Genomic DNA, 13,398 nt, shown 5'->3' on the forward strand with positions numbered 1-13,398 from the left:
AGGTCTTGTCCACGCCTTTGATCTGGCGAGTTTCGATAGCCTCGATCAGCGCGGCCCCGTGATGGGGATAGACCACGGTGTCGCCAACCTTGAACGTCATGTGACAGGTACCCCTTCCGTGGCTATCCAGGGTAACACGGAAACGGCGGGTTCTGAATGGCGTTTTCGCAGGTCAGGGCATATCTCGGGGCTTGACAACAGCAACCGGAACGTGCTGCGCGGGCCGACCGGAAGAAGGTATTCGCAGGTCGGAGCGGCTCTCCGGGGCGGGCGAAACGCCTACGTCACATACGTCCGGAGGCCCCGGGGAGTGACCGAACATCCCTAAATGTCCGATTCCGCGTGTGCGACTTCCGCTACTCCGTTCGGTGTCCGAGGCAGGCTTCCGGCCGAATCCGGAATTGATCACGACACGTTCGCACTACCCGGTCGTGATCAATTCCTGGGCCGTCCGCACATTCCTTCACGGAAAATGTGCCCACCGTTCGTCGGGCGGGATGTGGGCGGGATGTCGGGCGGGTCGCGGGCGCTTGTTTTATGAATGACGGGCGGCCGCGTGATCCATTGCGGCCGCCCCGCCCGCTACCGCCTGCCGGGCGAAGCACGAGCCCAGGGGGAGGGTCGGGTGCGGCGACGCGCCGCCCGGTCGGTAACCTGATGCCGCTGACCATCACTTAGGGCGGCTTTATCCGTTGCCGCCGCCTCGACGAGTCAAGGAGTTGCCGCCGCCGTGAGCAGCAGCCTTCGACGCGGCGCCCTCGCCGCCGCCGCCATCGCGTTCCCGCTCGCCTCGCTCGCCGCGTGCGGCGCCGGCAATGGCGCCCAGACCCTGGAGATCAAGCCGGACAACGCGGCGACGAGCGTCGGCGACATCAAGGTCCAGAACGCCGTCGTGATCACCCAGCCCGACCGGGAGTCGACCGGCCCGGCCGCCGTCTCCGCCACCGTGTTCAACGCCGGGAAGACCGCCCAGACGCTGGAGTCCATCCAGGTGGACGGCGGCGAGTCCGCCGAGCTGAAGCCCGTCGAGGGCAAGAGCCTGACCGTTCCGGCCGGCGGTTCCCTGGTGATCGGCGGCCAGGACAACGCGGCCGCCACGATCGCCGGTGGCAGCGAGGCCGTCCGGGACGGCGACGCCCACAAGATCACCTTCACCTTCAGCAAGACCGGTGACGTCAGCCTGAAGGCGTTCGTCGTCCCGGCCGAGAGCTACTTCTCCGAGTGGGGCCCCAGCGAGGTGCCGACCTCGCCGGACGAGACCGAGAACCCGGCCACCTCCTCCGCCTCCGCCGACGAGGAGACCTCCGAGCAGGGCACCGAGGACGACCCGACCGGCAACCCGGGCGAGGAGGCCGGCGAGTCCTCCGACGCGGGCACGCCGACCGACGCGGCCTCCGCGTCCGCCGACAGCCACTGAGCGCCACGGGCCGGCCGAGCACGGCAGGACACGCGTGAGGGGCGGGACCCGGCCGGGTCCCGCCCCTCACGCGTGTCACCGCGTCCGGCCGGCCTACGGCTCGAACTTGTAGCCGAGACCGCGGACCGTCACCAGGTAGCGCGGCGCGCCCGGGTCCGGCTCGATCTTGGCGCGCAGCCGCTTGACGTGGACGTCGAGGGTCTTGGTGTCACCGACGTAGTCGGCGCCCCAGACCCGGTCGATGAGCTGCATGCGGGTCAGTACCCGGCCGGCGTTGCGCAGCAACATCTCCAGCAGGTCGAACTCCTTCAGCGGCAGGTCGACCTTGGCACCGGCCACGGTCACCACGTGCCGGTCGACGTCCATCCGGACGGGACCGGCCTCCAGCGCGGCGGGCGTGACCTCCTCGGGCTCGCCGCGGCGGCGCAGTACGGCGCGGATGCGGGCCACCAGCTCGCGGGAGGAGAAGGGCTTGGTGACGTAGTCGTCGGCCCCTATCTCCAGACCCACGACCTTGTCGATCTCGCTGTCCTTGGCGGTCACCATGATCACGGGGACGTTGGAGCGGCCGCGCAGCTGGCGGCAGACCTCGGTTCCCGGCAGGCCGGGCAGCATGAGGTCGAGGAGGACGAGGTCGGCGCCGTTGCGCTCGAACTCGTCGAGTCCGTCGGGCCCGGTGGTCGCGACGGCGACCTCGAAGCCCTCCTTGCGGAGCATGTACGACAGGGCGTCGGAGAAGGACTCCTCGTCCTCGACGACGAGCACTCGGGTCACGGAAGGACCTCCGGGGCGGGAAGCGTTTCGTACGGGGATGTGCTTCGGGGTGCTGCTGACCGGCCGCTCTCGACATCGTCGTCGAGTCCGTCGCGATCGGGACGCTGCCGCGCGCGGTCGCGGGACGAGCCCGCCTCCGGCAGCCGCAGAGTGAAGGTGGAGCCCTGGTTCTCGGCGCTCCACACCGTGACCTCCCCGCCGTGCGAGGCGGCCACGTGCTTGACGATGGCGAGTCCCAGTCCGGTGCCGCCGGTCGCTCGGGACCGGGCCGGGTCCACGCGGTAGAAGCGCTCGAAGATGCGCTCCTTGTCCTTGTCGGAGATGCCGATGCCCTGATCGGTCACGGCGACCTCGATCATGTCACCGCCGGAGGCGGCGACACGCCGGGCCGCTATACCGACGCGGGTCCGGGCGGGCGAGTAGTTGACGGCGTTCTCGACGAGGTTGCCGAGCGCGGCGGCGAGCTGGCCGCGGTTGCCGTGGACGTGCAGGTCGGCGATGCCCGCGCGGCGCCCGCCGCCGCCCTCGTCGGAGATCCCTTCGGGCGCTTTGAACGAGGCGACCATGGTGATCTGCTTCGTACCGGCCGCGTGCCGGCAGCGGTCGATGGCCTCGGCGACCAGTTCGTCGACGCGGACCGGTTCGGCGTCCTCCAGCGGGTCGTCGTTCTGCACCCGGGAGAGGTCGATCAGCTCCTGCACGAGGTTGGTCAGCCGGGTCGCCTCGATCTGCATGCGGCCGGCGAAGCGGGTGACGGCCTCGGGGTCGTCGAAGGCGTCCATGACGGCCTCGGAGAGCAGGGAGAGCGCGCCGACCGGGGTCTTCAGCTCATGGCTCACGTTGGCGACGAAGTCGCGGCGCACCGCCTCGATGCGGCGGGCCTCGGTGAGGTCCTCGACGAGGAGGAGCACCAGCCGGGAGCCGAGCGGGGCGACGCGCGCGGAGACGGCCAGCGCCTCGCCACGGCCGGTTCCCCGCCTGGGCAGATCCAGTTCGACCTGGCGTATCTCGCCGTCGCGCCGGGTGTCACGTGCCATCTGGAGCATGGGGTCGACGGCGAGCTTCCCGCCGCGGACCAGACCGAGGGCGTACGCCGCCGAGCTGGCCTTGACCACGGCGTCCTCCTCGTCGAGCACGACCGCGGAGGACCGCAGGACCGACAGGACGGTGTCCACACCCGGCGGAAGCACGGGGTCGGTGTGCAGCGAGGTGCGGGTGGGGCGCCTCTGGTCGCGTTCGCTCCAGCGGAACGCGAGCATGGCGATGACGCCGGTGAGCACTCCGGCGATCGCTGCTGCTGCGGCGACCGCCGCGTTCACGTCCATGCGTCCAGGTTAGGCATGACGTGGGGCCCGGCCGTAGCCATCGGAGTGCGACCTCGAACACTCGTCGCCCAGAGTTCACCTAGGAGCCAGGGTCGGTTCACTTGGGGTGGCGGAAAGCGACGCGTACGAGCCGGATCGTGGAAACGTGGGAGTGAGAACCCCCTAAACGGACGTACGAGAGGGAACCGAAGATGCGGGACGCGTACCACGAGGAACTGGATTCGATCGGCGACGGACTGGTGGAGATGGCCCGGCTGGTCGGGTCGGCGATCGGGCGCGCCACGACCGCCATCCTCGACTCCGACCTGAAGCTGGCCGAGGCCGTGATCGAGGCCGACCAGAAGGTCGACGAGCTCCAGCACGACCTGGAGGCGAAGGCGATAACCCTGCTGGCCCGGCAGCAGCCGGTGGCGACGGACCTGCGCATCGTCGTGACGTCGCTGCGGATGTCGGCGGACCTGGAGCGCTCCGGTGACCTGGCCCAGCACGTGGCCAAGCTGGCCCGGCTGCGCTATCCGGAGCGCGCGGTCCCCCAGGACCTGCACGCCACCATCCTGGAGATGGGCCAGCTCGCGCAGCGCCTGATGGCGAAGGCGGCGGAGGTGATCATCACCAAGGACGTCGACCTGGCGCTCCAGCTGGAGCAGGACGACGACGAGATGGACCTCCTGCACCGCACGCTCTTCCAGCACCTGATGGAGGAGAAGTGGAAGCACGGCATCGAGACGGCCGTCGACGTGACGCTGCTGGGCCGCTACTACGAGCGGTACGCGGATCACGCGGTGGCGGTCGCGAAGCGGGTGGTGTACCTGGTGACCGGTGAGCACGCGGACGAGATCCAGCCGGACATCCAGCCGGTGACGGGCGTCGAGGGGGCGTAAGCGGCGCCTCGATGCGCCGTTGATGCGACCGCCGGGCCGGGCATGCAATGGGCACAGGCACCAGTTCCGAGGAGGGACCCATGGCCGAATCCCCCGGCACGACGCCCGACCCCGCGCGCGAACGCCCGTCCGAGCAGCCCGCCGAGACGCGGAGCCTGCCCCTGATCGCGGCCTGCGGCTGCGGCTCGGGGTGCGGCTGCGGTTGTCAGTCGGGCAGTCCCTGCCAGTGCGGCTGACGCCGTGAGGAACCGTACGGGGGTCGACACGGCCCCCGTACGGGCGCAGCCTGGAAGGGCGGGACCAGCCACGCGCGTACGCGAGGAGGTGCGGAGATGGCCAGGTTCATGGACGTCCACCACGGGATGAAGGGCATCACCGCCGAGCAGCTCGACCAGGCGCACCACGCGGACCTCGCCATCGAGAAGGAGGAGGGGGTCCACTTCGAGCGGGCGTGGGCCGATCCGGAGTCGGGCACCGTCTACTGCCTGTCGGAGGCGCCGTCGGCCGAGGCGGTCCAGCGGATCCACACCCGGGCGGGGCACCCGGCGGACGAGGTCCACGAGGTACCGCTGGAGGCGTGAGCACGCCCCTGCGGGCACGCCCGTGCCGTGGAGGCGAGTACGGATGGCGCAGCCGCTGTGCGCCGGGTCCGGTGGCGGTGCCGACGCGTTTCCGAGCCGGGTCCGGCCGGCGCTCCCGGCCTTCCCGATGTCCGGTCCGGCGCGGTCGGGCACGGCGGTCTGAGGCGCGCGGGGCTTACGGATGCGCGCGGGGCTTACGGGTGCGCTCGGCGCGCCCGCGCGCGACCGTACGCGGAGGCGCACGACCGTATGCCGCGCGCGCCGCGTACCCCGCGTAGTCCACGCACTTCGCGCACTCTGCGCACTCCGCGCACTCCGCCGCTCTAGCGGTGCGGCACGTCCCCCTCCGCCGGGGCCGCCTGCCACTCGTCCGGTGGGAAGGGCGTGTCCTCCCCGTAGTCCGGGGGTTCGAAGGGGTTCGTCGCCGGGGGCGGGGACGCCGAGGCGGCGGCCCTTGGTGTTCCCTCCGGGGCGGAGAACAGCGAGGTCAGGTCGATGAGAGGGCTCCCGTTCGGTCTGCTGCGGTGTTACAGCTTGCTCATCTTGGCGTACGGGCTGAGGATCCGCTCCTGGGCCGGACCGAAGTCCACGAGCGCGGCGATGCCGTCCTCGATCCCGATGACCCGGCCGAGTCCGTACACGTCGTGGGTGACCTGGTCGCCCACGGCGAAGTGCTTGGGGGGCGGTGCGACCGGGGCCTTGAAGGGGCTGGTGGGCAGATGGCGCTTCGGCGCGGCTGGCTTCGTCATTGTCCTCAGTATGAACCCACCGGCCCGACGGTGGCCCCCGCTGTGGAGTAAACCTGAAGAGTAAGCCGTGGACTCAGGAAAAGGGTGCGGTGGGGTTCGTGACGTACGACCACGATGCGGAACACTTGTTCGATGTCCCGATCCTCTCCGCGGAGGCCTTCACCGGCAGCGAGCCGGTGGCCACCGCGCGGGACGTCGCGCACCGCTTCCTGACGGAGGTGGACGTGGTCCACGGCATCCAGGTCTCCGCGAGAGCCGTCGGCATGGTGCAGTTGGTGGTGAGCGAACTGGTCACCAACGCGTACAAGTTCGCACCCGGCCCGTGCCTGCTGGACCTGGAGATCGGCCCCGGCGGCGTGGAGATCAGCGTCTGGGACAGCAGCCCGGTCCTCCCGGAGATCCGCGCCCCCGACCCGGTCCGCATCGGCCAGCACGGCCTGGAGATCGTCGCAGCGGTCTGCCGCAGCCTGGAAATGCGCCGGGAGCCGGTGGGAAAACGCATCAAGGCGGTCATCGCCCTGACGGACGACCCGAGCGGACATCCGGCGGGCGGACCGATGTGAACCGATGTGAGACGAAAGCGACCGGCTACGGCCTGCCCGCCGGATCCGCGTCGAAGTCGTACTCCAGGATGTGCGAGGCGGCGTCGAGGGTCATCTCGTTGATCTCGACGGGCCGACCCTCATCCGTGAAGGCGGTGCGGCAGACGAGGACGACCGGCGTGGCCTCGGGCATGCTCAGCTCCGCCGCCTCGTCCCTCGACGGCATGCGGGCCCGGATCTCCTCACGGAAGTGCACGGGCCCGTGGCCGAGTTCGGCGAGCCGGGCGTATGTTCCGCCGGGGCCGGTGTCCTCCTGGGTGATCGCGGAGCCGGCGACCAGGGACGCGGGGAGATAGCTGGTCGCGAGCAGGACCGGCTTGCCGTCCAGGACGAAGCGCCGGCGCCGGACACACACCGCGTCGGCGCCGGTCAGGCCCAGTACCGCCGCGACGCGGTCGGGCGCGGCCTCCTCGGTCACCGAGATCCGGTCGACGTCGAGCGTCCGGTCCGCCACGTCCGCCGCCCAGACGGAACGCCCGTTGCCCCATCGCTCACGGGCCAGCCGCTGGATACTCCGGCGCCGCAACGGACGGAAGGCCCGGACGAACACACCGGCGCCCTTGCGGGCTTCGACGATCCCTTCGTCCCGCAGAACGCCCAGCGCCTGCCGGGCGGTCATGCGGGCGACGCCGTGCGTGGCCATGAGGTCGTTCTCCCCGGGGAGCCGGTCCCCGGGACCGTACTCACCCGACCGGATCGCCTCACGCAGGGAGTCGGCGATCCGCTGGTACTTGGGGCGGCGGTCGTCGCCGGTAGTGGCCATTCCGAACCCTCCTAGCTTCTCTAGACACCTTAGGCCATAGGTCGGGCAATCGCTCGCTGCGCGTAGCGGCATGCGGCGCGCAGACGCACGGAGACCCACTCGACTTCTCTAGAGACCTAGAGGATTCTCCAGATGTCTAGAGAGGTCCGTCCGGGCCACTCGACGGCTCCGGCCCGCCAAGGAGTGAGCGCGATGACCTACCGCTTCGACCGCTTCCCCACCGTGGAGGCGCCGCGACTCGGGGCGATGACACTGTGCCCCACCCCGGAGTCCGTTCCCCGGGCCCGGCGCTGGTTCCGCACGTTCATCTCTCCGTACGAGCCGGAGTGCTCGGTGGACGACTGCGCCCTGCTCGTCTCGGAGCTGGTGACGAACGCGATCCTGTACGGGCGGGCGGAAGGCGACGACGCCTGGCACGTGCGAGTGGAGTGGTTCCGGGACGGGACGTCGCTGCGGGTGGAGGTGCACAACCCCGGCTTCCCCGCCGACGTACGCCTGCGCCGGCCGGACGCGGACGACGCCCATGGACGCGGACTGCTGCTGGTCGATTCCCTCGCCGCCTCGTGGGACTCCGGGCCTAGCCGGTTCGGCGGCACGATGGTCCGTTTCGTGATGGCCGGCGCCTGGCCGGCCTAGGAACGGCCGCGGCTACGGCCTGCCCAGCAGGCGGCGGCCCAGAGGGCGGCGGGGGCCGCGTACCACCACCCGGCCGTGGAGGAGCTGGCCCGTCAGCTCGACGCGGAGGACGACCGGCGCGTCGGGGTCCGGGGCCTCCTTGGCCTTCACCTTGCCGAAGACGAGGTTGAGGCCGTCGGTGTCGACCACGACGCCCGGCTTCGTGATCAGCGTCAGGGTCTTGCCGCTCGCGTTCACGGCGATCCGCAGGATGTCCCGCGTGATGACGGCCTCGGTGAAGTCGAGCGTCGTCTCGCACCACGCCGTGTTCAGCTCCAGCCGCCGGGGCACCACCCAGCGCCCCGTACGGGTGACCGGGCTGTGCGCCTGCTCGATCCGGACGACGTCCTTGGCCTCCGGCACGACCGCGCCGGAGGGCGGCAGGTCGGCGGTGAGCCGGCCCAGCTCGGTGAGGGTCCGCGCGGACAGGGCCGCCTCCAGGCGCTCGTCCAGCTCGGCTGCGGTCAGCCGCCCGTCCCCCGCCGCGACCCTCAGTACGTCCACCACCCGGTCCCGGTCCGCATGGGAGGCCCGCAGCTCAGGCACCGAGCCACCACCCGGGTGCGCCCCGGCGGGCGAGATCTCTCCCGACATGTCCCCGTCCCGGTCATCTCCGACAGCCCACTGACGACGGACTAACGCTATATCGCGTCTGGGAGTTGGCCAAGACTGCGGCTTCGGCCGCCCCACGGGAAAACGGGTGGACCTGCCCGCGCCTGCCGTGCGACGGTCCCCGGCATGTCCAGCACGTTCGAGTGGCCTGACCTCTCCGGCACTTCGACATCGTTCGAGTCCTTCGACGGGACCGCCGTCAGCTGTCGGCGGCTGGGGGCCGGGCCACCCGTGGTGATGGTCCACGGCTCCGGCGGGGGGTCACACTCCTGGCAGCCGGTGGCCGAACGGCTCGCCGACCGGTTCGAACTGTGGCTGCCGGCCCGGCGCGGGTACGCCCCGAGCGGACCGGGCCGGGCGGCGAAGCGCTACGCCGACGAGGTGGGCGACCTGCGCACACTGATCGCGCGGATCGGCCGCCCCGTACACCTGGCCGGCATGTCCTACGGCGCCACCGTCGCCCTGCACGCCGCGGCGGCCGGACTGCCGCTCCACTCCCTGATCCTGTGGGAACCACCGCTGTACGCGGCCGGCGGAGAGCTGACTCCGGTTCTGAGCGCGTACGAGAAGCTCACCGCGTGGGGTGACCGGCGGCGGGCCGACCGGCTGCTGGCGGAGAAGGTGGCTCGTGTCCCGGCCACCCTGCTCGACCTCATGGACGCGGGCGAGCCGGCCGACGACGCGCACACCAGTCCGCCCGACGACGCCCCCGGCTGGTGCCGTGACCTGGCGTCGATGGCCGCCGACACGGCGGACGTGGAGCGCTGGTCCGCCGTCACCGTCCCCACACTGCTGATGCGGGGAGCCGACACCTGGCAGCCGATGCCGGAGACCCTCGACCGGCTCGCGACCGCGCTGCCCGACGTCGTCCTCACGACGTTTCCCGGCCAGACGCACTTCGCACCGTCACTCGTCCCCGATGTCGTGGCAGCGGAGATCACCCGCTTCCTGGCCTTCAGCGGCGACGCTTGATCGCCACCGCCCTCACCGTCCTCGGCACGCCGCTCGGGTCGGTCGTCACCGGCACCTTCCAGCATCCGGCGGCCGGACGGGCCGAGCGGGCGGCCGCCGCCGAGCAGGTGCGCCGCGAGCGGCTGGACGCGGTGACCGCCCTCGCCGCCGGTACCCATCACCGGCGGTCCCTGTGGATGCGCGGGGAGGCCCGCTGCGCGGCGCCGCCGATGACGAACTGGAGAAGCTGTGGGCCAGGTCCCACGTCACCCGCTCAGCCATCACCCGCCCCCTGGTCACGTTGCGGCTGCTCGTACCGGACCCGGCCCGCGCCGCCCACCACCGCTTCATCGACGCGGCCGCCGCGTACTGCGGCACCCACGTCTGACGGACCTCTGTCGCCGTCCCGTTCTACCGATCAGCTGTAGGCCACGGACAGCGACACGCCCCTGCCGGGGCGGCAAGAACAGGCGGGGAGCTTCCACGATGTGGTGGGCTACTTCTTCTCGCCCTGGGTGCTGCGGAAAATCTTCGTGGCTGGACTTCTACAGGTCAGGGGCAGTGGACTCGCGCGCCTGGCAGTCGTCGTCGCTCGGCAATGGCCGCTGGTGACAGCGCCGGACGGCCCAGTTGCTCAGCCTGAGTGGGCGGGCCGCCAGCACCGCGCGGCATGACCTACTTGGGAACACACAGGCCATGACCCATGTCTGGTCTCGGCCGACGTTTATCGACGCCTCTACAGAAACCAGGTTCACAACGACCTTGACGACCGGCTGATCCCGTCGATCCAGGGACTCGCACGGGACTTGGCCTGGACGATGGCAAGGCAGTTGTGATCAGCCGACCAGTACGTCGGACGCTTCACCAGGGTTCCGAATCTTCAACTCGGGCATCAGCCAGTCAGACACCGGTTGCTTCATCTTCCGCAGGCGCAGCCGATTGCTCACCTGACTGCCTGCTCTTTCCACCCGCCATCTCATAGAAGAAACCGGTTACCCCAACAATGATCATAGGAATCGCCAGAATCCACCACCAAAGGTAAGCTCCTCCCGCGAGTGCAGCCCAGCTACCCAGGGCGATACCTGATCCGCCAATCAGGAATCCGAGAACAACGCCAGACGAATCGCGACGAAACGTGTCCTCGAGTTTGCATGCCTCCTCGTACTGGCGAGCTGTGGCATCAAGCTGAGCGAGCAGCGTCTGTTTGGCTGCCGAGCCCTCAGGCAACACCTCTGCCGTTTCGGCTTCGCCCTTGAGTCGCTCCATGATCTTGACAGCCTTTGTCCGGCGACCTAGACGAGCACCGAAGAAGCCTGTGATCAGTGCGATCAAAATCGGAGAGAAGGCTGTGACTACCTGAGTAACGGTGTCCTTCAAGGTCTCTCTCCGATCTATGGAAGGTGGGGGACCAAGCTACCGGTGCTCCCGGCCCCTCGGTTCCTTCGATCCTGCGCACATTCGTGACTGGGCGAGTCGACTGCAAGAAAACGGAGTACGCAGCTCGTACGCTCGGACGCGATCTACTCAAACGTTGGCACTGCTCGGTCTGTCCGGCCGCCGTCTGTGGATGACAAGTGCATCGTTCCGTGGACGGCAGAGCGGCTCTTCGCTGTGCGGGCCGGTACGCCCGAGTGCATCCGGGCCATGGTCGACCTGGGCGGCGACTGCGGTCTGCTTCAGGGAGAAACCCTCGGCGTAGCGGTCGACGCGATCGACTTCGAGCGAATCCGTGGGCAACCATGGGTAGCTCTAGGTCGATCTGGCCAGCTTTGGGTAACAAACCGGGAGGAAAGACGCGCATTCTGGGCCGATGCACCTGTCGAGATTGCCGTCCTCGTAGCGTTTTTGATCGCCCAGCGCCACCAAAAAGCCCCCGCCCTGCCAAGAAACAGCAGGTCGGGGGCTTGAAGGCGTCCGCCTACTTCTTCTTGCCCTGGTTCTTGACCGCCTCGATCGCCGCCGCCGCCGCGTCCGGGTCGAGGTACGTGCCGCCGGGGTTGACCGGCTTGAAGTCGGCGTCCAGTTCGTAGGAGAGCGGGATGCCGGTGGGGATATTCAGGCCCGCGATGTCCGCGTCGGAGACGCCGTCCAGGTGCTTGACCAGGGCGCGCAGCGAGTTGCCGTGGGCGGCGACGAGGACCGTGCGGCCGGTCAGGAGGTCGGGGACGATCGAGTCGAACCAGTACGGGAGCATCCGGTTGACGACGTCCTTCAGGCACTCCGTCCGCGGGCGCAGCTCCGGGGGGAGCGTCGCGTAGCGCGGGTCGGAGAACTGGGAGTACTCGGCGTCGTTGTCGAGCGCCGGCGGCGGGGTGTCGTAGGAGCGGCGCCACAGCATGAACTGCTCCTCGCCGAACTCGGCGAGGGTCTGGGCCTTGTCCTTGCCCTGGAGGGCGCCGTAGTGGCGCTCGTTGAGGCGCCAGGAGCGGTTGACCGGGATCCAGAGGCGGTCCGCGGACTCCAGCGCGAGCTGCGCCGTGCGGATGGCGCGCTTCTGGAGGGAGGTGTGGACCACGTCAGGGAGCAGGCCGGCGTCCTTCAGCAGCTCGCCGCCGCGCGTCGCCTCCTTCTCGCCCTTCGGGGTGAGGTTGACGTCCACCCAGCCGGTGAACAGGTTCTTCTCGTTCCACTCGCTCTCGCCGTGGCGGAGGAGGATCAGCTTGTACGGTGCGTCGGCCATGGGTCCGAGCGTAATCGAACCCGCCCGGGTGTTAATCCGGTGGCTGTCGCGGTGAGAGCTGCGTAAGGTTCCTTCGCGGTTGAAGGTACTTACATTCGCTTACGGGGGAACCATGCCGGTCGCCGGTCCGATACGTGCCGTGCGGGAGTCCGTCTCCGGGCTGCCCAGCGCCTTCTGGTGGCTGTGGACCAGCACGCTCGTCAACCGGCTCGGCGCCTTCGTCGCCACCTTCATGGCGCTGTACCTGACCCTGGAACGCGGGTACTCCGCCTCCTACGCCGGGCTTGTCGCCGCCCTGCACGGGCTCGGCGGTGTCGTCTCCTCGCTCGCGGGCGGTGTCATGGCCGACCGGCTGGGGCGGCGGCCCACGCTGCTCGTCGCGCAGGTCTCGACCGCCGCCTCCGTCGCGCTGCTCGGGTTCATGACCGACCCGGTGGCCATCGCGGGCGTCGCCTTCCTGGTGGGCATGGCCTCCAACGCCTCGCGGCCCGCCGTGCAGGCGATGATGGCGGACATCGTGCGGCCCGAGGACAGGGTGCGCGCCTTCTCCCTGAACTACTGGGCGATCAACCTCGGCTTCGCCGTCTCGTCCGCCGGCGCCGGGTTCATCGCCGAGTACAGCTATCTCGCCGGGTTCCTCATCGAGGCCGGCATGACGCTCGTCTGCGCGGTCGTCGTCTTCGTGAAGCTCCCCGAGTCCCGTCCGACGGAGAAGGAGACCGCCGGCGGTGACGTGCCCGTCTCGCTCAGGACCGTACTGCGCGACGGGCGGTTCATGAGCGTCGTAGGACTGTCGTTCCTGGTGGCGCTCGTCTTCCAGCAGGGGTTCGTGGGGCTGCCGGTGGCGATGGGGCAGGCCGGGTTCTCCGCAGCCGACTACGGCATGGCCATCGCCGTCAACGGCGTGCTCATCGTGGTCCTCCAGATCCCGGTGACCCGGTTCATCGAGCACCGCGACCCCCGGTGGCTGCTGGCCGTGTCCTCGCTGCTCGCCGGGTACGGCTTCGGGCTCACCGCCTTCGCCGGGTCGGTCGGCGTCTTCGTCCTGACGGTCTGCGTGTGGACGCTGGCCGAGATCGTCAACGCGCCGACCCAGACGGGACTGGTCGTACGGCTCTCGCCCGTGCGGGGACGCGGCCGGTACCAGGGCATGTACTCCCTGTCCTGGGCCGTCGCCTCGCTGGTCGCCCCGCTGATGGCCGGCGCCGTCATCGACCGCTGGGGCGCCGGGTTGCTGTGGGGCATGTGCGCCGTCGTCGGCACGGTGGCCGGCCTCGGGTACATGGCGCTGATGCGGCGCCTGCCGGGTGGCGGCGAGGAGACGGCCGTCGTCGCGGACCGCCCCGTCACCGCCGCCGCCGCACCGGAAGAGGCCAGGACACCCTGAA

Annotated in this window: 16 protein-coding genes and 1 pseudogene; 9 read left to right on the plus strand and 8 right to left on the minus strand. The window is 70.0% G+C overall.

Annotation, left to right across the window (positions count from 1 at the left end; all coding sequences use genetic code 11):
- The coding region (locus UW392_RS32870) for a CarD family transcriptional regulator (protein WP_320778885.1) at positions 1-100 on the minus strand (100 nt) is incomplete at its 3' end.
- A 630-nt stretch (positions 101-730) separates the two neighbouring features.
- On the opposite strand from UW392_RS32870, the gene UW392_RS32875 reads away from it, so the two are divergent.
- Positions 731-1,417: a DUF461 domain-containing protein gene (locus UW392_RS32875; RefSeq protein ID WP_320778840.1), complete on the plus strand. Its 687-nt coding sequence runs from the start codon at positions 731-733 to the stop codon at positions 1,415-1,417.
- Positions 1,418-1,510: 93 nt separating this feature from the next.
- Here UW392_RS32875 and UW392_RS32880 read toward each other — a convergent pair whose 3' ends face one another.
- Both UW392_RS32880 and UW392_RS32885 read right to left on the minus strand, forming a co-directional pair.
- Positions 1,511-2,191, minus strand: coding sequence for a response regulator transcription factor (locus tag UW392_RS32880; RefSeq protein WP_320778841.1), 681 nt, complete (start codon positions 2,189-2,191; stop codon positions 1,511-1,513).
- Positions 2,188-3,516, minus strand: a complete 1,329-nt coding sequence (locus UW392_RS32885) for a sensor histidine kinase (protein ID WP_320778842.1) — start codon at positions 3,514-3,516, stop codon at positions 2,188-2,190. The genes UW392_RS32880 and UW392_RS32885 overlap by 4 nt, the downstream gene beginning before the upstream one ends.
- A gap of 191 nt (positions 3,517-3,707) precedes the next feature.
- On the opposite strand from UW392_RS32885, the gene phoU reads away from it, so the two are divergent.
- Both phoU and UW392_RS32895 read left to right on the plus strand, forming a co-directional pair.
- Complete coding sequence (gene phoU, locus UW392_RS32890) at positions 3,708-4,397, plus strand: phosphate signaling complex protein PhoU (protein WP_320778843.1); 690 nt, start codon at positions 3,708-3,710, stop codon at positions 4,395-4,397.
- 332 nt (positions 4,398-4,729) lie between these two features.
- Complete coding sequence (locus tag UW392_RS32895) at positions 4,730-4,978, plus strand: SCO4226 family nickel-binding protein (protein WP_320778844.1); 249 nt, start codon at positions 4,730-4,732, stop codon at positions 4,976-4,978.
- Between the two features lie 527 nt (positions 4,979-5,505).
- Here the strand turns inward: UW392_RS32895 and UW392_RS32900 are convergent.
- Positions 5,506-5,727, minus strand: coding sequence for a hypothetical protein (locus UW392_RS32900; protein WP_320778845.1), 222 nt, complete (start codon positions 5,725-5,727; stop codon positions 5,506-5,508).
- A 125-nt stretch (positions 5,728-5,852) separates the two neighbouring features.
- On the opposite strand from UW392_RS32900, the gene UW392_RS32905 reads away from it, so the two are divergent.
- Complete coding sequence (locus UW392_RS32905; RefSeq protein WP_320778846.1) at positions 5,853-6,290, plus strand: ATP-binding protein; 438 nt, start codon at positions 5,853-5,855, stop codon at positions 6,288-6,290.
- Positions 6,291-6,315: 25 nt separating this feature from the next.
- Here the strand turns inward: UW392_RS32905 and UW392_RS32910 are convergent, their stop codons facing one another.
- A complete protein-coding gene (locus tag UW392_RS32910; protein ID WP_320778847.1) occupies positions 6,316-7,092 on the minus strand; it encodes a GntR family transcriptional regulator in 777 nt (258 codons plus the stop codon).
- 192 nt (positions 7,093-7,284) lie between these two features.
- Between UW392_RS32910 and UW392_RS32915 the strand changes: the two genes are divergently transcribed.
- On the plus strand, positions 7,285-7,728 hold the full coding sequence (locus UW392_RS32915) for an ATP-binding protein (RefSeq protein WP_320778848.1): 444 nt from the start codon (positions 7,285-7,287) through the stop codon (positions 7,726-7,728).
- A 12-nt stretch (positions 7,729-7,740) separates the two neighbouring features.
- Here the strand turns inward: UW392_RS32915 and UW392_RS32920 are convergent, their stop codons facing one another.
- Positions 7,741-8,361 (minus strand): DUF1707 domain-containing protein, encoded by a 621-nt coding sequence (locus UW392_RS32920; RefSeq protein WP_320778849.1) that lies wholly within the window; start codon positions 8,359-8,361, stop codon positions 7,741-7,743.
- Between the two features lie 144 nt (positions 8,362-8,505).
- On the opposite strand from UW392_RS32920, the gene UW392_RS32925 reads away from it, so the two are divergent.
- Entirely contained in the window at positions 8,506-9,351 is an 846-nt protein-coding gene (locus UW392_RS32925) for an alpha/beta hydrolase (protein ID WP_320778850.1), read from the plus strand.
- Positions 9,352-9,523: 172 nt separating this feature from the next.
- The gene (locus UW392_RS32930; protein WP_320778851.1) at positions 9,524-9,718 is read left to right on the plus strand and encodes a hypothetical protein; all 195 of its coding nucleotides are present in this window, start codon (positions 9,524-9,526) and stop codon (positions 9,716-9,718) included.
- Positions 9,719-10,230: 512 nt separating this feature from the next.
- On the opposite strand, the gene UW392_RS32935 is transcribed toward UW392_RS32930, so the two are convergent.
- Positions 10,231-10,707 (minus strand): hypothetical protein, encoded by a 477-nt coding sequence (locus tag UW392_RS32935; protein ID WP_320778852.1) that lies wholly within the window; start codon positions 10,705-10,707, stop codon positions 10,231-10,233.
- Positions 10,708-10,744: 37 nt separating this feature from the next.
- Between UW392_RS32935 and UW392_RS32940 the strand changes: the two are divergent.
- A pseudogene (locus UW392_RS32940) lies at positions 10,745-11,052 on the plus strand (site-specific integrase); the annotation flags it as partial.
- A 196-nt stretch (positions 11,053-11,248) separates the two neighbouring features.
- On the opposite strand, the gene UW392_RS32945 reads toward UW392_RS32940, so the two are convergent.
- Positions 11,249-12,010, minus strand: a complete 762-nt coding sequence (locus UW392_RS32945) for a phosphoglyceromutase (RefSeq protein WP_320778853.1) — start codon at positions 12,008-12,010, stop codon at positions 11,249-11,251.
- A gap of 112 nt (positions 12,011-12,122) precedes the next feature.
- Between UW392_RS32945 and UW392_RS32950 the strand changes: the two genes are divergently transcribed.
- On the plus strand, positions 12,123-13,397 hold the full coding sequence (locus UW392_RS32950; RefSeq protein WP_320778854.1) for an MFS transporter: 1,275 nt from the start codon (positions 12,123-12,125) through the stop codon (positions 13,395-13,397).
- The last annotated feature ends 1 nt before the right edge of the window (position 13,398 follow it).

The sequence above is a fragment of the Streptomyces sp. CRN 30 genome (genome assembly GCF_034105845.1).